Genomic DNA, 20,035 nt, shown 5'->3' with positions numbered 1-20,035 from the left:
GTTATTATTTGTTTTTATGATACTAAAAAAAGAGGGAAACACACGCTTCCCTCTTTATCTTCATCTAATTCAATGATTCTCTAATTTAATATTAATTAACGAACCACTTCCAACTGACCATCGGAGTAACCCATTGCACGCCATTCTGGCACATACATGGATTCCACCTGTGGCACTGGTTTGTTATACACACCCGGCGTAACCGCGCGAGCTAAGTAAACCAGTGTGGTTGGACGATATTGCTGAACTTCCACTGCCGCCACAAAACGGTCATCACGGTATTCCATGTGACGAATTTGCGATTGCTGCATATCATCAATCATCTCTTGCAGATTTGGCGCTGATTCACTGAGGTTAGCGCTGCTATTGGCTAAGTTTTGGTTTTCCAACTCTAAGCCCGCAGGTAATAAATCCACCACCAATGCATCAGGGACAGTTTGGTTGGCATTCACTTCCAACTTCACCACTACCATTTCGCCGCTTCTTAATCTATCGATTGAAATACGGTTGCCTTTCATATCGTAGTAACTGCGTTTGATATCCAGCACATTTGAATATGGCTTCGGTGAACGCATCGGATAGCCGACAACATTCAAACGAGTATACAGTGTGCTGGTACCGCTGTTTTCAACACTATAACCATTCACTAGCTGTTGTTTAGTTAAGAACTCACTCACTGGTTTATCTGAAACCAATGGAGGCTCTTGACCATTCACTAGCGCTTTCCATGGTGTTTCTGTCTCATTGGCATAGAAACGACCCGCTAAGTACAGGGCATTGCTCTCTTGAGTCGAGAAATACTTCTGCGAAGTCAGATTGTTAGACAGCGTTTGCAATTTTTGGTCACGAGATTTTGGCATTAAGTTATATTCATTCAGTAATGCCACGATCATCGCATCATCACGGATAGCTGAGCCGTAATCACCAATACTGCTGTAACGTGCACTTTGTTTCTTCATACCATCAATAATGGCACTTTCACCACGCGCTTTATCACCCATCAGGTTTAATGCAACACCCAGTTGAACTAACGCTAAACCGCTGGTCGCATTGTTAGCTTGACCATAGATTTGACGCAGTGCCCCTAATGGTGCTTTTTGCTGAGTTGCTAGCACTAAGCCCGCATAGGCTTGGATCGCAAAACGGGATGCGTCTGGCTGATCCGTGTACGGATAACTCACTTGACTACCATCTTGCAGGTAACTTAACAGGCGTGCGTTAGCGTTATTCAATGCACTTTGCGGTACGGAGAAACCACGTTGGTTCGCTTTGTTTAAGAAATCCGTCGCATACGCAGTTAACCAATACTCTTCACGCCCCATTTTATCCCATAGAGAGAAGCTACCGTCATCACGCTGCATGCTCAGTAAGTGCGGGATGCCTAACTCAATCGCTTTATGGCGATCTGCGTCAGTTTGTGAATTAATACCCAGTTTTTGCAATTCAGCTTGTGTCGAGAACAGTGACGGATACAGCCCGCTCACTGTTTGTTCTAAACAGCCGTATGGATACGCAAACAGCTCACGAATATAGCGTGCAATTTGCAGCGGCGGACGGCTCGTTAACAGCACTTGCCCTTCCAGCGTATCTTGCTGTAAATAAGCAAAATCGTTGGTTGGTAATGACCAAATTTCACCCGGTTCGATCGCGGTAGCAAATGCCACGGTTTCGGCTGGTTGTGCTGGACGCACGCCAACTTTCCAACTGTTTTTGTACTCTTTCTCCGCTTCCCCTTCGACTTTTACGCCGTTGATAGTCATGGAGACTTCGCCTTCACCAAAGCCATAATCAGCACTGACTGGCAATGTCACTGTGGTACGTTTGCCTTTGGTCAGTTCAATATCACGAGTTGGTGCACCGTCTAATTTCACCATGCCCGACGCTTTAAATGTGACGGTCACATTCTGCGTGTTGTCGGTCATATTGGTAAGATCTAACGCGAAGTAAGATTTATCGCCACCCGCCATAAATCGAGGCATCGACATTTGCGTCACTAATGGTGCCGCAACAACGACCTTACTGTCTGCATGACCAAAATCTTTTTGGTTCCATGCTTGTGCCATTAAACGCAATTCTCCATTAAAATCAGGAATTGCCAGCGTAATTTCGCCTTCGCCATTTTTGTCTAAGATGACAGGTTGCGCTTGTTCCGCAATGATTTGTATCTCTGTCAGAGGCTTCATGCCACCACGCTCCAGCGCTGCATCTTCACCATCACCACCAAAGCGCAGGTTGGCTAACTTACCTTGACCTTCAATTAAGTGGCCATACACATCATATTGGTCAACGCTGTAGCGTTTACGCCCAAAGAAAGCATCGTATGGGTCTGGTGTTTTGAAATCGGTGATATTCAGGACGCCCGTATCCACCGCAGACAGCAACACGTTCACTTTTTCAGGCAGTGGCTTGCCATCTTGAGCAGTAGCTTTGATCTTCACTTTCAGATCTTCATTTGGACGCATTTTTGTCGGTGCGTTCAGCGCCAGTGAAATCTTACGATTTTCATCAGCTAGCGGCAGATGCAATACCCCAACAGCGCGTTTAACGGTCGCCTCTTTGGAGTCATCTCCTGGGCGAACAACCACCGCAGAGATATATAAATCATGGCGCGCCCACTCTTTATTCACCGGCACTTCCACATCTAACCCGCCCGCTGGAACATCAATTTCCTGCCACCATAATGGCGCGCTGCTCGATTCAAGCAGAATGTAACCTTTACCTGCTTTTGGCGCTTCGATACGGACTTTGGCTTTTTCACCCGGTAAGTATGCTGGCTTGTTCAAGCTTAATTTCACTTGGTCAGGGCGAACAGAACCGCTGCCTCCGGTATTATCTTGCCAAGAGAAGCCTGCCCAGAATTGAATGCTGCTGACTAACTCATTTTCAGGGTTGGTAATTTCTAAACGGAATGAGCCCCAATCCACTGGGAATGAGATCTTCGCGGTGCCATCTTTGGCGATAGAAATATTTTCATTCGCCACCACGAGATCTTTCTGATCGTAGTTAGAAACCCAACCACCGCTTTCTGACCAGCTCCAGTAGTAATCGCGACGCTCATACACTAAACGCGCAGTCAGGTTTTCCGCTGCCAGTTTGTGCCCTGCCATATCTGACATGACAATTTCAAACTCAGCTAATGAATTTTCATCGACGTTATAACGCTTCGCGTAGCGGTCTGTACGGTAATCGTAGATCTCTTTTTTCTCAAAGAGAGGACGAATACCCACTAATTTTTTCGCTGGCCAAATCGCTTGCTCAGCACGGCGAGTCACAGGACGACCGCCTGCTTCTAATAAGCTAGCTTGCAGAACTGCTGTAATTGGAGAGCGCGTTGATTCCCAGTTGCTTTGCGGTAAGGAGATCACTGTTTCACCGCTACCATCTAAGGTTAAGTCAAACTCATCCAGCTTACGCGGTAAGCCTTCTTCATTCGTCGCACCGAATTCAAAGCCTGGCAATTTCGCAACCGCTTCACGATTAGCTTTCAGCAACACTTGACCTTGCAACTGATTATCCGCTGCTGGGGCGCCGTAGAGGTAACGACCTTTAATGTCAAAGTCAACGGGCTGCGAACTTAATACTGGCTTTTCACTACCTGTAATATCCAGCGCCATACGCTCTGGCATAAAATCTTCAACATTGAATTTGTAATAACGCAGTGGTGAACCATCACCTAAATCAAAACGCAGCGACCAACCACCCGTTTCAGCATTTTTCGGGATCTCTAGCTGATACTGATACAAACCATCTTGTTTTTCGTCCCCTTGCCATACAAAGCTCTTGTAGACCTGACCATCCGTCTTTAAGACATCCACTTTGACTGGCTGAGATTTCACTGGCTGACCATCACCATCACGCAGTAAACCATTCACTAGCAGTAATTCGCCCGGACGATATAAATCACGAGGACCGAACACAAAGAACTGTTTTGCATAGCCTGAAGGACCTGAAATATCAAACTCAGACAGGTCTAATGCGGGTTGAGTCAAGTCAATCATACTGGTTTGCCCTTCGTGGGTTGCCAGTAATAATTTGCCGCCAGCCAGTTTGTCTAACTGAGCATGACCGTCACCATCAGTCGTGCCTTTGGTCACTAATTGACCTTTTTCATCCAAAATCCGCAGCTCGACGCCTTTAATCGCCGAACCTTTGGCTAATGATTGGGTGAAAATATCCACACGATCATGGTAGCTATGTAATGACACGCCGATATCACTAAGCGTAAAGACTGTCGCAGGGAATTGATAACTGTAGCTACCCGCTTTTTGCATGATCGCTAAATAAACGCCATCTTGTTGCAACTCTTTGATATCTTTTAATGGCAACAGAATGGATTGGCGGGTGTTTTTATCTGGGTTTAAATCGAAACGCCCGGTATAGGCTAATTCGACTTTGTCGAGGAATTCATCGGAATACCAATATTCATAGTTACTGCGGTATTGCCACATCGCGAGGAATTGCGGTAATTGTTTTTCATCGACACGGAAGAAATTTACGTCGATTTTATCCACGTTCAGCGCGATGACAGGCAAGCCTTGGGCAACTTTGCTTGGCAGTAAAGAGCCTTTACTTGCGAACCCAACGGTTGGAATAATTTGCGCCGTTTGGAATTTCTTCTCAAAGCTGTTGTTGATGGTACGTTCGTTGACCGCTTTCACTCCCGGATTAACCGAAAGGTTTAATTCTTTCGATGGCGGTAAATGGCGGAAACGTAATTCCATCTGGTTATCAGATAACTCCCAATCTCCATCCAGCTTGCCTGATTTCACATCCACCAGATTCAAATATTGACCAAAGTTTTGATTTGGTTGTAAAGGCACCGAGAATGTCACGACCATGGCGCTTGCACCATCTAGCTGCAATTCCGAGGCATCCAAAATTTCCAGATCTTTCCCGGCATATTTCTTCGCTAACTCGTCATTGGAAAGCTTAGGCGCAGCCTGTTTTTGTTCTGCAACGGGCGCCGTTTTGGTACTCGTTTCTGCCGCTGAGGTTGAGACATTACCCTCTTTTTTCGTGGTATCGTCAGTATTATCGCAGCCCGCTAATGCCATAACGGACGCTAAGGCTAATGCTACATAACGCTTTTTCGTTTTTAGACCCGCCAATGAAGTCCAACTTGATTGTTGTTTCATTACCGCCCCATCCCTTATTAAGTTAATTTATTATGCTCATGAAGCCCAAGAAAATCCTTGAACTTAAATACGTTGCGATGATTGAGCTTAGTGTGTAATCCGCAATAATAAGTATGCGCATTAATTGAATACATAATTTAACAGAATGTAACACCAACACCTATCAGACAAAACGGAAAAAACAGCATGAAAAAATAAAGACGCGGAGAAGTCCGGTCTTTATTTTGAGTAAGGAGAGAATTAGGTATTTTTGATGGGAATACTGTCGCGCAAAAAGCTGCCTAAGCGGCGTTGATAAAATGGCGCAACGTGCTGGGTAATAAAGTGGCTTAACCCTTTTTCGTCTTCGTTAACGATGCAAAAATCAATGGATTCATCCTCATCAATATATTCGCATGCGGTTGCGCCAGCTTCTTGAATAATTTCATCGATATTTTCTGCGCCTGGAACAAATTCCAACGCTATCATCAAAATATCATCAAATTGTTCATCTTCTGCTTCTTGGACCGAAACAATAAACGCGCGTCGTACGACTTTATGTTGTTTAAAAAATTCACTGAGCGCCGCTGTCAATTCTTCAGGTTCTTGTTCGAGAACGCTTAATTTTAATGAAGAGCCTTCTGGCACCGTGAGTTCAGTAAACTGAACATCGGATTGCGAGTCTGTTGTTAGGTTTTGGGATTGTTGCGTCATTCAATATCCTCTACAACCAAAAATAATATCGTCTAAATTCAAAAACCATTCATGTTAAAGAAAAAATCGCAGGCTGCATTGACTGCACCACTGCGATTTCATTATAACGCGAATTATTTTGATTTTTTGAGAAGTAAGTTAGCTAATGTTCTCACACCAATACCGGTTGCCCCTTCAGCCCATAAGCTCACTGGCGATTTACGGTAAGTTGCTGAACAATCGATATGTACCCAGTTTTGACGATAATTTTCAACAAAGTGAGACAAGAAGGCTGCCGCAGTGCTTGCACCCGCAGTATGCGAAGGCGCTGCAATATTGTTCAGGTCAGCAAAACCAGAAGGCAGTTGTTGACGATGGAATTCAGCTAATGGTAAGCGCCAGAATAACTCGAACTCTTCATCTGATGCTGACATTAATTCTGCCACTAATTTGTCATCAAAGCTCAGTACCGAGTGGTAGTCATTACCCACAGCTGTTTTCGCAGCCCCAGTTAAGGTTGCCGCATCGATTAATAACGTTGGTTTCTCTTTGCTTGCATCAATTAAACCATCCGCTAAGACTAAACGCCCTTCAGCATCTGTGTTCATGATTTCAACAGATTTGCCATTACGATAACGGATAATATCCCCTAATTTAAAGGCATTGCCGCTAACCATGTTGTCTGCGATACACAGGAATAATTTTACGCGTTTGTTTAAACCACGCGTGATCGCCAGCGCTAAAGAACCCACTAATGTTGCTGCGCCGCCCATATCTGCTTTCATTGAGTTCATTGAAGCAGATGGCTTAATGCTATAACCCCCTGAATCGAAGGTAATGCCTTTACCGACTAAACAGGCGAATACAGGCGCTTTCTCATCTTTACCTGGGTTGTAATCCAATGCCAGCAATACTGGAGGACGGCTAGACCCACGACCCACAGTATGAATACCTGCATAACCTTGCTCTAATAGGTCATCGCCTTTGACAATGCGGTAGCTGATATCTTGAGCGCCTACTTTGCACAGTAAATCGATTGAACGTTGAGCCAGTTGCTCTGGACCTAATTCTTCTGCTGGCGCATTGATAATATCGCGAACCCAATCAATGGTATTGATGCGCTGTTCTAATTCTTTGCGATCCGCTTCTTGCAATGCTGGCCATTCGATAGTTCTCGCCCCTTTTGGTGCGCGGAAACCTTGCCAAAATGCCCAACTTTTTTCTAAGTCCCAACCTTCGCCCGTTAATGAAACATTGCGAATGCCTTGGCTATCTAACTTACGACCAGCACTTTGTACAGCACACAGCTTACCCGGATGCTTAAGGTGGATAGTCATGCCTTTATCGTTTGAACTTAATAGAGCGCCTTCACCCCAGCATGGTGCCGCAGCTTCGCATGTAATCATGACTTGCATAATTTGTTTGGTCATTATTCTTCTCACTTTATCCACTAAGTTGATTATTGCGGGATCTTGAATTTAGCTTATCACTTTCTGCTATCAATCTTTGCTAATTCGCCAACTATACCCTAAAAATGGCAACGTTATTGAGTTTAGTTTCTATCAGACTAATAGGTTCTTTTGAATCATTTTAATTTCTTATGCAGTCTGTTACAGACGAAAAAAAACCGGATGCAACCTATTCAGCGCTATCCGGTTTTTTATCCACGAAACTTATTCGTACTCGTCCAGCCAGACTAATAGAATAGCTTCGAGGATTTTTTCGTTAGATTTTTGCGGGTCATCCTCAAAATCTTCTAAGTCGCAGATCCATTGATGCATATCCGTGAAACGCACGGTTTTTGGGTCTGTATCCGGGTAAGCATCATAGAGCGCTTCACCGATTTCACGACTGTTTGTCCATTTTAGGCTCATATTCTTTCCAAATTATACAAAGTCAGTTTTTGGGATTATACCGCTCTAAATAGTTCGCGCTGTAGCTAGGCGGCAAAATAGTTAATCCCTAGGAGCATACACAAGTATGTGACTAGGGTTAACGAATGTAGCCAACAACGCTACAGTGCGAACTATGACGAGCCTAGGCGGTAAAGCAGATAATCCCTAGAAACATACACAAGTATGTGACTAGGGTTAACGAATGCAGCTAACAACGCTACAGTGCGAAATATGACGAGCATCAGTGCTCGCGAGCGTGGTTAATCGTATACTTCGGAATATCCACAACGAGGTCTTCATCCGCAACACGTGCTTGACAGCTTAAACGGCTTTCTGGCTCTAAGCCCCAGGCTTTGTCTAGCATGTCATCTTCGAGTTCGCTGCTTTCTTCGAGAGAGTCAAAGCCTTCACGAACGATGCAGTGACAGGTTGTACATGCACAGGATTTTTCGCAGGCATGGTCGATTTCAATTCCATTGCGCAGTGCTACGTCTAAAATAGATTCGCCCTCTTGTGCTTCGACTACAGCACCTTCCGGACATAACGTACTATGAGGTAAAAAAACGATTTTAGGCATAATTATATCTCATCCACAGAATGGCCTGACAGCGCCTGACGAATAGATGCATCCATTCGGCGAGCGGCAAATTCTTGGGATTTCTTATCCAGTTGTTTAATTGCATTTTCAATAACAGTAGGGTCTGTACCTTCTACTGCTTGGATTAACTCATTGACCGCATTATCAATTTCTGACTCTTCGGTTGGAGTCAGTAAATGTGCATCTTGCTCTAATGCGCTCGTTAAACTTTCAAGCACTCTTGCCGCTTCAACTTTTTGCTCCGCTAGGCGGCGCGCATTTAAATCATCTTGCGCGTTAGTCATTGAATCTTTAATCATGGTTGAAATTTCGGTGTCAGTTAAACCGTAGGATGGCTTAACTTGAATCGATGCGGCAACACCCGTGGATTTTTCCATGGCACTCACACTGAGTAAACCATCTGCATCCACTTGGAATGTGACACGAATATGTGCGCCACCTGCCGCCATTGGCGGAATGTCACGCAGCGTAAAGCGCGCTAATGAACGGCAATCCGAAACCATTTCACGCTCACCTTGTACAACGTGAACGCTCATGGCGGTTTGTCCATCTTTAAATGTTGTGAACTCTTGCGCACGAGCGACAGGGATGGTGGTATTTCGTGGGATCACTTTTTCCACCAAACCGCCCATGGTTTCCAAACCTAATGATAGCGGGATAACATCCAATAGCAGCATGTCGCTGTCTGGCTTATTACCCACTAAAATATCTGCTTGAATTGCAGCGCCGATAGCCACGACTTTATCTGGGTCGATGGAGGTTAATGGTGTACGACCAAAAAACTCACCCACTTTTTCACGAACTAATGGTACGCGAGTCGAACCACCGACCATCACCACATTTAAGACATCGTCATGTTCTACGCCAGCATCTTTTAAGGCACGGCGACATGCCATTAATGTGCGTTTAATATGGGTTTCAATCAGCGATTCAAACGTTTCACGGCTCACTGTACCCTGCCAATTTGGCAAAGTGATTGTCGCGGAATCAGCGTCACTTAATGCGATTTTTGTTTCGGTGGCAATGTTCAATAATTGGCGCGTTAAATGGTGATCACCCTGAATGGAAAGCCCCGCTTGCTGTGCAATCCACTGCGCTAATACGTGGTCAAAATCATCGCCACCCAACGCCGTGTCACCACCTGTTGCCAACACTTCAAAGACACCGCGGCTCAGGCGTAAAATCGACACGTCAAATGTGCCGCCACCTAAATCATAAACGGCGATAACCCCTTCTTGACCGGAATCTAAGCCATAAGCAATCGCGGCGGCAGTAGGTTCATTCAGTAAACGCAAAACATGCAAGCCCGCCAAACGAGCTGCATCTTTGGTGCCTTGACGCTGGGCATCGTCGAAGTAAGCAGGAACCGTGATCACCACGCCATCCATTTCACCGCCAAGAGTTTGCTCTGCGCGTTTTGCCAACGTTTTTAAAATGTCAGCAGAAACTTGAATAGGATCCACTTGCCCTGCTGCCGTTTGAATAAATGGTAAACCATTTTCGCTAGCAGTTAGCTGATAAGGTAAATCAGGGTAACGTTTTTGAATATCCGCTAATGAACGCCCCATCATGCGTTTCACCGAAATCACGGTGTTGACAGGATCTTGTTCGGATAATTGTTTCGCTTCCCAACCCACAATGCGGTTATCTGCTTGATAATTGACTACAGAAGGAAGCAAATAGCGCCCTTTTTCATCGGGCAATGCAGCAGCTTCACCACTACGAACAGTGGCAATCAGAGAGTGTGTTGTACCAAGATCGATCCCTGCCGCCAACTTGCGTTGGTGTGGCGCGGCGGTCATTCCTGGTTCGCTAATTTGCAATAAAGACATAATCGTTTTCTCTTAAAAGTCGTCTAGTAACCGTTCTTCGAGTTGCTCAGCTTGTTGCTGTAACTTATCGAGAAAACGCAATTTTCGGACGGTATCAGCGGCTTTTTCCCACTGCATCGCATCGAGTTCTGAAACCATCAAAGCGCTGCGCGTCTGCTGCATTTGTTTGACATTTTTCATAAAGGCAGACACCCGTTCAAGGGCTTGTGGGCTATTTTCGATGTTATCTAACTCTTCGCGTAATTCGAGTTGCTCCATCAGAAATGCGGTGTCATGCATGGTATGTTGTTCGTTATTTATATCAAAACCATGTAGTAACAGCATATATTCCGCACGTTTCAGCGGATGACGAAGGGATTGATATGCCGCATTGATAGTTGCAGCATGTTGTAGTGCTTGCATTTTTTCCTGTTCTGAACAGGTTGCAAAGCGATCGGGATGATATTGTCGCTGTAATTCTTGAAAGCGATGTGTGAGTTGCTCACTATCAATCGCGTAATTAGGGGTTAGCCCAAAAAGAGTAAAGTAATCCATAAGTGCTCAGTTTCTCGAACCGGGTACCAATGTAGCTAAGCTTAGCTAAAGATCATGTGGTCATTAACGCCACGTTAGTTACATTGGTCAAAGTCATGCTCATTTGAAGACATTATACGTGAAAACTTTCACCGCATCCGCATTCACTGTTAACGTTAGGGTTATTAAATTTAAACCCTTCGTTTAAGCCTTCTTTTACGAAATCCAGCTCAGTGCCGTCTAAATAAACCATGCTTTTGCCATCGACGATGACTTTAACACCTTTGTCTTCAAAAACGGTGTCTTCTTCATTAATTACATCAGCGAATTCAAGCACGTATGCCATTCCCGAGCAACCTGAAGTTCTTACACCCAAACGCAAGCCTTCGCCTTTACCACGATTATTCAAAAAAGATTGAATTCGTTGCGCTGCACTTTCAGTAAGAGAAATCGACATTGCAAACCTCACTTTAGAAACAAACAAGGCAGATGCTAGAAATTATTAGCATCCGCCTTCAAATCATCGGTACAACTCATTATATTTAAAGTTGCATAATAAATACATCTTTAATTAATTTGAGTTTAACTATCAGTCGTGGGCTGTCTATTTTTGTTGTTTATATGCTCTAAGGTACAGCCCTTACTAACTGATATTTATCTATTATTTGCCTTGGCGTTTGCTTTTGTAATCAGCAATAGCAGCTTTAATTGCATCTTCAGCCAGAATTGAGCAGTGAATTTTCACTGGCGGTAATTCTAACTCTTCTGCGATCGCTGTATTTTTGATTGACTCAGCTTCGTCTAAGCTTTTGCCTTTCATCCACTCAGTTACCAGTGAACTTGATGCAATTGCAGAGCCGCAACCATAGGTTTTAAAGCGTGCATCTTCGATGATACCGTCATCATTTACTTTGATTTGTAACTTCATAACGTCACCACAAGCAGGTGCACCTACCATACCGCTACCCACGCTTGGATCATTGTTATCAAATGAACCGACGTTACGTGGATTTTCATAATGATCGATAACTTTTTCGCTGTAAGCCATTTTTAAACTCCTGAAACTGTCTGATTAATGGTGAGACCATTCGATGCTGTTGAGATCTACGCCTGCTTTAAACATATCCCATAAAGGAGACAGCTCACGTAAGTGACCGATCGCACCATGAATTTGTTTAATTGCATAGTCAATTTCTTCTTCAGTCGTAAAGCGACCGAAAGAGAAGCGAATTGAGCTATGAGCCAGTTCGTCATTCATACCTAAAGCACGCAGCACGTATGAAGGTTCTAAGCTTGCAGAAGTACATGCTGAACCAGAGGAAACTGCTAAATCTTTCAGCGACATCATTAATGACTCACCTTCAACATAGTTGAAGCTGACGTTCAGAATGTGCGGCGCACCATTTTCTAAGTCACCGTTCAGGTAAACTTCTTCGATATCTTTAATACCGTTCCATAAACGTAAGCGTAAACCACGCAGACGTTCAGATTCTTGAGCCATTTCTTCTTTAGCGATACGGTAAGCTTCGCCCATGCCCACGATTTGGTGAACAGGTAAAGTCCCTGAACGCATACCACGTTCATGACCACCACCGTGCTGCTGTGCTTCCAAACGAATGCGTGGTTTACGACGAACATACAGTGCGCCAATACCCATTGGTCCGTACAGTTTGTGTGCAGAGAATGACATCAGGTCAACTTTTAACGTTGACAGGTCGATAGGTAATTTACCAACACTTTGAGTGGCATCAACGTGGAATACGATACCACGGCTACGGCATAATTCGCCGATTGTAGCGATGTCCTGAACAATACCGATTTCGTTATTCACGTGCATGATTGACACTAAAATGGTGTCTTCGCGCATTGCCGCTTCTAACTCTTTCAGGTCAATTAAACCGTTGCTTTGAGGTGCTAAGTAAGTCACTTCAAAACCTTCACGCTCTAATTGACGGCATGTATCCAGAACTGCTTTATGTTCTGTCTTACAAGTAATGACGTGCTTGCCTTTTTTCTGATAGAACTGGGCAGCGCCTTTGATAGCTAAGTTATCAGATTCTGTTGCACCTGATGTGAAGACGATTTCACGAGGATCAGCATTCACTAATTCAGCGATTTGATTACGAGCAATATCTACCGCCTCTTCAGCTTGCCAGCCGAAACGGTGTGAACGAGATGCTGGGTTACCAAAATTCCCATCCATTGTTAGACATTGCATCATTTTTTCAGCAACGCGCGGATCGACAGGCGTAGTTGCTGAATAATCTAGATAAATCGGTAATTTCATTGCTCACATACTCCAAAGGACAAGACAACTTTGCCTTTAATTTTTTAATGATCCCAATGGTGCAAGCCGCTATAGGTTAGGCTTTTTCACCATTTGGTGATCGACTGCAATTTATAATCTATTTTATATTAGGCACGAACATTGATAATGGATTCTGGCGTAATGCCGTTCGGCATTGTTTTACGCTTTTCATTATCTTGCCTATCAGCAACATCCAGAACTTCTTGATTCTTAACCAGCTCATCTAGGCTGATGCTGCTGAGAAAACTGGTGATTCTATCACTTAGGTCACGCCATAATGCGTGAGTTAAGCAGCGGTCGCCATTTTGACAACCTTCTTTATTACCCTGACAACGGGTTGCATCTACGGATTCATCAACCGCAGCAATTACTTCAGCAACAAAGATTTGGTCAGCATCACGCCCAAGCAGATAACCGCCACCAGGACCGCGAACACTAGAAACTAAATCGTTTTTACGTAAACGAGAGAAGAGTTGCTCAAGATAAGAGAGGGAAATTCCCTGACGTTCAGAAATGTCAGCTAAAGGTACTGGACCTGTCTGAGAGTGTAACGCGACATCTAGCATCGCAGTTACTGCGTAACGCCCTTTGGAAGTGAGTCTCATAACATAAATACTCCGTGGTAAAATATGCAGCAATTGTGACATACCCGAGTAATTTGGTCAACTATTTACCTGACTAATTTACTCAAGTATTATGCTCACTTTACCACGGCATTAACCTCATTTTTTCGCCCATTTTTCCATTGATGTCAAAATGCCGCGAAGAATGTGCAACTCTTGGGTTTCAACATGGGCACGGGTAAATAAACGTCGCAGTTTATTCATAATTAACCCTGGATGCGCCTTGCGAATAAAGCCCGATTCATTCAATACGCTTTCAAGATGAACATAGAAACGTTCTAAATCTTCAGCCGGTGGGTATTCTACCTCATCATCGGTCGATGTTTGCGTATTTTTTTCAGCAATTGCCAAATACGCCATGCGGATCTCGTAGCTAACTAATTGAACCGCCATTGCCAAATTCAACGAACCATATTCTGGATTGGTCGGAATATACAAATGGTAATTACATTTTTGCAATTCTTCGTTGGTTAAACCGACGCGCTCACGACCAAAAACAATCGCGACGGGTGACTCTTTTGACTGTTCAACAGATTTCACGCCACATTCACGAGGCTCGACCATTGGCCAAGAAAGTGTACGAGAACGTGCGCTGGTACCAATGACTAATTTGCACCCTTCTAATGCTTCATCGAGAGATTTTACGATTTTTGCATTACCAATGACATCACTTGCTCCCGCGGATAACGCAATAGCATGGGAATCAGGTTCGACGAGTGGATTAACTAAATAGAGATTTGAAAGCCCCATAGTTTTCATTGCTCGAGCGGTTGAGCCCATATTGCCAGTGTGTGAGGTTTCAACAAGAACGATACGAATATTTTCTAGCATGGTTTATACGTTGTCATGAAAAATTAATCGCAAGAGTCTAACACAAAATTGCTTATTGTGACGAACATCTATATACTTTGCGTCTCTTGATTTTCGTTCTTTAACATCCCAGTGGAAAATACCCATGCATCCGATGCTTAACATCGCCATACGTGCTGCACGTAAGGCTGGTAATTACATAGCTAAAAACTATGAAGATCCTCAGAACGTAACAGTAACCCAAAAGGGTGCTAACGATTTCGTCACTAACGTTGACCGTGACGCTGAACAAATCATCGTTGATATTATTCGTAAATCTTACCCAGACCACACTATCATCACTGAAGAAAGTGGTGAGTTATTAGGTAAAGATGATGATATTCAATGGGTAATTGATCCACTGGATGGCACCACCAACTTCACAAAACGTTTCCCTCACTTCTCAGTTTCTATCGCTGTGCGCGTAAAAGGTCGTACAGAGGTTGCTGCTGTCTATGACCCAATGCGTAACGAATTATTTACTGCAGTACGTGGACAAGGCGCTCAAATGAACGGCTACCGTTTACGTATGGCTGAGAAGCGCGACCTTGAAGGCGCAGTTGTCGCAACAGGCTTCCCATTCAAACATAAGCAACACGCTTCTATCTACATGAACATCATGGGCAAAATGTTTGACCAATGTGCAGATTTCCGTCGCACAGGTTCAGCAGCTCTGGATTTATGTTACGTGGCGGCAGGCCGTGTAGATGCATACTTTGAAATCGGTTTAAAACCATGGGATTTCTTAGGCGGTGAACTGATCATGCGTGAAGCTGGCGGGATCATGACTGACTTCGTAGGTGGTCATAACTATTTAGCATCGGGTAACTTAGTCGCAGGCAGCCCACGCGTTGTTCGCGATATTCTGGCTGCAATGAAAGATGAATTATCTGAAGCATTAAAACGTTAATTTAACCCTCGTTAAATTTGCTAAAAAGGGCGCTAGTGAAAACTAAGCGCCCTTTTTATTATTGCGTTGCGACAACTTCAACCTAAGACTGAGCCGTCACTTTTGGTCGAATAAACAGCGCAGGCACAGCCAAGAGCGCCATCAAATAGAACACAACGCCATGTTGTTCAGGCATACGTTCATAAATATAACCGACCATAATCGTGATCACCGCAAGCCCTCCCCCAGTCGCTAATGCAGAATAAGCGCCTTGTAGCGGAATGATTTCATTTTCTTTACGCGCACTAATAAAGCGCATTGCCGCTAAGTGGCAAACGGTGAAGGTTCCGCTATGTAAGATTTGAACAATAATTAAAACTGGTAATGCGGTAAATGCCCCCATCATTCCCCAGCGGACAATCCCACAAACAGCGGATAATAAGAGTAAATTACGTGCGCTCCAACGTCGGAATAATCGATGGCTCAGCATAAAGACAATCACTTCTGCCACCACACCCAGTGACCATAAATTACCGATCACTAAATCGGAATAACCCGCTTCTTTCCAGAACAGTGAAGCAAATCCATAATACGCAGCATGAGCACCTTGCAATAACGTTACACAAATTAAAAACAACAGCACGTTTTTATCGGCAATCAGCTGTTTGAAGGAGACCTTATTTGCGCCATCTATTTTTGCCACACCTGCGGGCATAATTGCCGGTTTTAGCATCGCCCCCAGTAATAAAGCGGCGCAGCTTACCACCAACGCTACCATGATAGAGGTATGTCCCCACACGCCAGCGAAATAGCCCATCGACGATGAGCCAATAATAAAGGCGATGGAGCCCCAAACACGGATTTTGCCATAATCAAAAGTAAACTGTTTTTGCCATGTTCCTGCCAGTGAATCCCCTAATGGCACCATAGGCGCAAAAAAGAGGTTAAACCCTATCATGACAAACATCAGCCACGCCCAATGGGAGCCGAACGAAAATCCAATGGAGAAAATAAGGGAAAGCGCCGCCAGTAATCGTAATGCATTAATCAGCTTGGAAGGCTCTTTGACTTGGGGGGTGATAAACATAGCACCGAGAAAACGCGCCGCAAGCCCGATACCTAACAACAGCCCTATCATTTCTGCATCTATTCCCTCACCTTGTAGCCACACTGACCAAAATGGTAAGAAAATACTGTAGGCAAAAAAGTAGGTAAAATAATCAATCGCTAGCCAACGCGTTGATGGAATAACCATCACTCCTCCCTTATTTTCATATCACCCTCTCTATGAAGGGGTTTACAACTGACAACAAAAAACCCGCTTTTACAAAGTGTAGAAGCGGGTTTATCGTGCTAATTCAGCTTACTTTATGGGCATATCGCCATTATGCATAAACTGGGTATTTTTTGCAGATAGCTAATACTTTCTGTTTAACAGCTTCAATGGTCGCTTCGTCATTGAGGTTATCCAGAATATCACACATCCAGCCAGCTAGCTCGCGTGCATCTGCTTCATTGAAGCCACGACGTGTAATTGCAGGAGAACCGATACGTACACCAGAAGTCACAAATGGGCTCTTCGGATCATTAGGTACGCTGTTTTTGTTTACAGTAATATTTGCGCGACCCAGTGCAGCGTCAGCGTCTTTACCTGTGATATCTTTGTCAACTAAGTCAACCAAGAACAGGTGGTTTTCAGTACCGCCAGATACCACTTTAAAGCCACGTTTTTGGAAAACTTCCACCATTGCTTTCGCATTTTTAGCGACTTGCTGCTGGTAAGTTTTGAACGCAGGTTCCATCGCTTCTTTCAGTGCTACCGCTTTACCTGCGATAACGTGCATCAGAGGACCACCTTGCGAACCTGGGAATACCGCAGAGTTCAAACGCTTGTACAGGTCTTCGTCGCCGCCTTTAGCTAAAATCAGACCACCACGTGGACCCGCTAATGTTTTATGCGTAGTTGTAGTAACTACGTGAGCATGTGGAACTGGGTTAGGATAAACACCCGCTGCTACTAGACCCGCAACGTGAGCCATATCAACGAACAGGTAAGCACCGATGCTGTCTGCGATTTCACGCATTTTAGCCCAATCAACCACACCAGAATATGCGGAGAAGCCGCCGATGATCATTTTAGGTTGATGTTTTTTCGCTTGAGCCGCGATATCGTCGTAATCGATTTTACCGCTTTCATCGATACCGTAAGGAACGATGTTATACAGTTTACCGGAGAAGTTTACTGGGGAACCGTGAGTTAAGTGACCGCCGTGTGCAAGGTTCATACCTAATACTGTGTCACCTGGTTGCAGCAGCGCCATATAGACCGCAGCGTTAGCTTGTGAACCTGAGTGTGGCTGTACGTTTGCGTAGTCAGCACCAAATAACTCTTTTGCGCGGTCGATAGCTAATTGTTCAACCACATCAACGAATTCACAACCACCATAATAACGTTTAGTTGGATAACCTTCCGCATACTTATTGGTCAGCTGAGAGCCTTGAGCCTGCATAACTCGTGGGCTGGTATAGTTTTCAGAAGCAATTAATTCAATGTGTTCTTCTTGACGTTGTACTTCTTTTTCCATTGCTTCCCACAGTTGTGGGTCGTAATCTGCAATATTCATTTCACGCTTTAACATTCGCTTCTCCTGCCTCAGCAATTCAATAAGGTAACAATCAATTCAACTTAATGACTGACAGTGTAAACTCTTTTTCGTCGTTGAGATAGCCCCTAAGAAAAAATATACGCAAACGATTGCATTAATTTTTTTGCTTTCAGATACCTTTAAACAACACAAAATATAATAGCGCACATTTCAATAATACCGAGACGAATATCTAACTTTGCTAGCTACTTCTAATTTTGCGGTGAATTCCCCCACTTTTTGATGCGTTAATTATTTACATTTCCCGCTAAATACTATAAGTTGCATATAAAATACATGTTTATAAATTTATAATATTATGAAAATAATTCAGGAGTACCTGTATGCTTGATCAACAAACTATCGCCACAATTAAATCCACCATCCCTGCCATCGCAGCAACTGGCCCTAAATTAACCGCTCACTTTTATGACAGAATGTTCAAACAACATCCTGAGCTAAAAGATATTTTCAATATGAGAAATCAAACGAATGGCGATCAGCGTGAAGCCCTATTCAACGCTATTTGTGCCTATGCCATCCATATTGAAACCCCTGAAGCATTAATTGGTGCAGTGGAGAAAATTGCGCAAAAACACGCCAGCTTAAATATCAAACCAGAACATTATCCAATTGTCGGGGAAAACCTGCTTGCTGCGATTGATGAGCTACTGAGCCCGGGTCAGGAAGTATTGGACGCATGGGGAAGAGCTTATGGCGTACTGGCGGATATTTTCATTAACCGTGAAAGCGCGATTTACCATGAAAATGCGGAGAAATCTGGCGGATGGGAAGGTTTACGTGAATTTAAAGTCACTAAAAAACAGCCTCAAAGTGCCGTTATCACCAGTTTTGAACTCACTCCAATAGATGGTAAAGCGGTGGCGGATTATCGTCCAGGGCAATATATTACTGTGTATCTGAATGAAAATAGTTTTGAAAATCAAGAGATTCGCCAGTATTCACTCACTACTGCGCCAAATGGGAAAACCTACCGTATTGCGGTGAAACGTGAAGAGCAAGGCATCGTTTCAGGCTTCTTACATCAAAATCTCAATGAGGGTGATATTGTTCGTTTAGCGCCACCTTGCGGTGACTTTTACCTTGATGTAGAACCGAAAACGCCAGTGACTTTAATCTCTGCTGGCGTCGGTTTAACACCAATGCTCAGCATGCTTAACCACCTCACTATGCACCAACATCAAGCACCTGTGAATTGGTTGCACGCCGCTGAAAATGGGGATGTACACGCTTTTAATCAAGAAGTTAGCCAGTTGATGTCACAGCATACCCAAGGTCATTCAGCGGTCTGGTTTAATCAACCAGCACCACAAGATCAACAGGGTAAAGATTACCAATACCGTGGATTACTGGATTTAACGCAAGTCAAAGAGAAAGTGCTTCAGCCAAATATGCAATTCTATTTCTGTGGACCAGTTGGCTTTATGCAGCATGTTGGAAAACAGCTAATTGAAATGGGTGTCACTGCCGATAATATTCATTATGAGTGTTTTGGTCCTCATAAAGTATTACCATTAAATTAATCGCAGTTATTCATTATAGTGAATTGTTTTTAAAGATTTAGTTTATATAAATTTTTAATTTTTGCGGTAACGGATTCGCATATAAATATATTATCATCCCATGTAAGATATATTTATCCCGTTACCGCATTTTTCATTCTAGTTAACTTGCTAGCCCAAAAACTAACCGCCAACTAGAACAAAATTAAATCGCTTCTTCGTCCTGCTCACCTGTACGAATACGAATGACGCGAGCAACATCATACACAAAGATTTTTCCATCACCGATTTTGCCGGTTTGCGCCGTTTGCATAATGGTTTCTACACAGCTTTCTACAATATCGTCCGGCACAACGATTTCAATTTTTACCTTTGGTAAAAAATCCACCATATATTCTGCACCGCGATACAGTTCAGTGTGACCTTTTTGGCGACCAAAACCTTTAACTTCAGTCACCGTCATACCGGTGATCCCCACTTCGGCTAACGCTTCGCGCACATCATCAAGTTTGAATGGCTTTATAATTGCATCAATTTTTTTCATTTTCAGTTC

General features: G+C 43.8%; 17 protein-coding genes. 2 read left to right on the top strand and 15 right to left on the bottom strand.

The features are described from left to right. Nucleotides 1-95 precede the first annotated feature (95 nt). The 12 genes from GKR61_RS15120 to trmJ form a co-directional block, all read right to left on the bottom strand. Nucleotides 96-5,135 (bottom strand): alpha-2-macroglobulin family protein, encoded by a 5,040-nt coding sequence (locus tag GKR61_RS15120; protein ID WP_154639885.1) that lies wholly within the window; start codon nt 5,133-5,135, stop codon nt 96-98. A 240-nt stretch (nt 5,136-5,375) separates the two neighbouring features. Beyond that, nucleotides 5,376-5,828: an enhanced serine sensitivity protein SseB C-terminal domain-containing protein gene (locus GKR61_RS15115; RefSeq protein ID WP_036949492.1), complete on the bottom strand. Its 453-nt coding sequence runs from the start codon at nt 5,826-5,828 to the stop codon at nt 5,376-5,378. Nucleotides 5,829-5,941: 113 nt separating this feature from the next. After that, nucleotides 5,942-7,237: an aminopeptidase PepB gene (pepB, locus tag GKR61_RS15110; protein WP_154600229.1), complete on the bottom strand. Its 1,296-nt coding sequence runs from the start codon at nt 7,235-7,237 to the stop codon at nt 5,942-5,944. A gap of 243 nt (nt 7,238-7,480) precedes the next feature. Beyond that, nucleotides 7,481-7,681 (bottom strand): Fe-S cluster assembly protein IscX, encoded by a 201-nt coding sequence (gene iscX, locus GKR61_RS15105; RefSeq protein WP_006661301.1) that lies wholly within the window; start codon nt 7,679-7,681, stop codon nt 7,481-7,483. 262 nt (nt 7,682-7,943) lie between these two features. Continuing rightward, nucleotides 7,944-8,279: an ISC system 2Fe-2S type ferredoxin gene (gene fdx / locus GKR61_RS15100; protein WP_036949488.1), complete on the bottom strand. Its 336-nt coding sequence runs from the start codon at nt 8,277-8,279 to the stop codon at nt 7,944-7,946. A 2-nt stretch (nt 8,280-8,281) separates the two neighbouring features. Continuing rightward, the gene (hscA, locus tag GKR61_RS15095; RefSeq protein ID WP_036949486.1) at nt 8,282-10,132 is read right to left on the bottom strand and encodes a Fe-S protein assembly chaperone HscA; all 1,851 of its coding nucleotides are present in this window, start codon (nt 10,130-10,132) and stop codon (nt 8,282-8,284) included. Between the two features lie 12 nt (nt 10,133-10,144). Then, on the bottom strand, nt 10,145-10,666 hold the full coding sequence (hscB, locus tag GKR61_RS15090) for a co-chaperone HscB (protein WP_036949485.1): 522 nt from the start codon (nt 10,664-10,666) through the stop codon (nt 10,145-10,147). A gap of 112 nt (nt 10,667-10,778) precedes the next feature. Next, complete coding sequence (gene iscA, locus GKR61_RS15085) at nt 10,779-11,102, bottom strand: iron-sulfur cluster assembly protein IscA (protein WP_036949483.1); 324 nt, start codon at nt 11,100-11,102, stop codon at nt 10,779-10,781. Between the two features lie 204 nt (nt 11,103-11,306). Then, nucleotides 11,307-11,693 carry a Fe-S cluster assembly scaffold IscU gene (gene iscU, locus GKR61_RS15080; RefSeq protein WP_036949481.1) on the bottom strand — a complete coding sequence of 129 codons (387 nt, stop codon included), beginning with the start codon at nt 11,691-11,693 and terminating at the stop codon, nt 11,307-11,309. A gap of 24 nt (nt 11,694-11,717) precedes the next feature. Beyond that, complete coding sequence (locus tag GKR61_RS15075; protein WP_036949479.1) at nt 11,718-12,932, bottom strand: IscS subfamily cysteine desulfurase; 1,215 nt, start codon at nt 12,930-12,932, stop codon at nt 11,718-11,720. Between the two features lie 128 nt (nt 12,933-13,060). Then, entirely contained in the window at nt 13,061-13,558 is a 498-nt protein-coding gene (iscR, locus tag GKR61_RS15070; RefSeq protein WP_036949477.1) for a Fe-S cluster assembly transcriptional regulator IscR, read from the bottom strand. Between the two features lie 117 nt (nt 13,559-13,675). Then, nucleotides 13,676-14,407, bottom strand: a complete 732-nt coding sequence (gene trmJ / locus GKR61_RS15065; protein WP_036949475.1) for a tRNA (cytosine(32)/uridine(32)-2'-O)-methyltransferase TrmJ — start codon at nt 14,405-14,407, stop codon at nt 13,676-13,678. A 124-nt stretch (nt 14,408-14,531) separates the two neighbouring features. Between trmJ and suhB the strand changes: the two genes are divergently transcribed. Continuing rightward, entirely contained in the window at nt 14,532-15,335 is an 804-nt protein-coding gene (gene suhB, locus GKR61_RS15060; RefSeq protein ID WP_108478536.1) for an inositol-1-monophosphatase, read from the top strand. Between the two features lie 82 nt (nt 15,336-15,417). On the opposite strand, the gene GKR61_RS15055 is transcribed toward suhB, so the two are convergent. After that, complete coding sequence (locus GKR61_RS15055; protein WP_036949471.1) at nt 15,418-16,569, bottom strand: 3-phenylpropionate MFS transporter; 1,152 nt, start codon at nt 16,567-16,569, stop codon at nt 15,418-15,420. A 130-nt stretch (nt 16,570-16,699) separates the two neighbouring features. Continuing rightward, nucleotides 16,700-17,953 carry a serine hydroxymethyltransferase gene (glyA, locus tag GKR61_RS15050; RefSeq protein ID WP_036949469.1) on the bottom strand — a complete coding sequence of 418 codons (1,254 nt, stop codon included), beginning with the start codon at nt 17,951-17,953 and terminating at the stop codon, nt 16,700-16,702. A 350-nt stretch (nt 17,954-18,303) separates the two neighbouring features. Between glyA and hmpA the strand changes: the two genes are divergently transcribed. Beyond that, nucleotides 18,304-19,503 carry an NO-inducible flavohemoprotein gene (gene hmpA / locus GKR61_RS15045; protein WP_036949467.1) on the top strand — a complete coding sequence of 400 codons (1,200 nt, stop codon included), beginning with the start codon at nt 18,304-18,306 and terminating at the stop codon, nt 19,501-19,503. Nucleotides 19,504-19,687: 184 nt separating this feature from the next. On the opposite strand, the gene glnB is transcribed toward hmpA, so the two are convergent. Beyond that, nucleotides 19,688-20,026, bottom strand: a complete 339-nt coding sequence (glnB, locus tag GKR61_RS15040; protein ID WP_004921424.1) for a nitrogen regulatory protein P-II — start codon at nt 20,024-20,026, stop codon at nt 19,688-19,690. Between the last annotated feature and the right edge of the window lie 9 nt (nt 20,027-20,035).

Origin of the sequence: Providencia sp. wls1916 (genome assembly GCF_009706585.1) — a bacterium.
In the GTDB taxonomy this organism is placed as follows: Bacteria; Pseudomonadota; Gammaproteobacteria; order Enterobacterales; family Enterobacteriaceae; genus Providencia; species Providencia lanzhouensis.
Note: the sequence above shows the minus strand (reverse complement) of the source record. Positions and strands in the feature narration are given on the sequence as shown.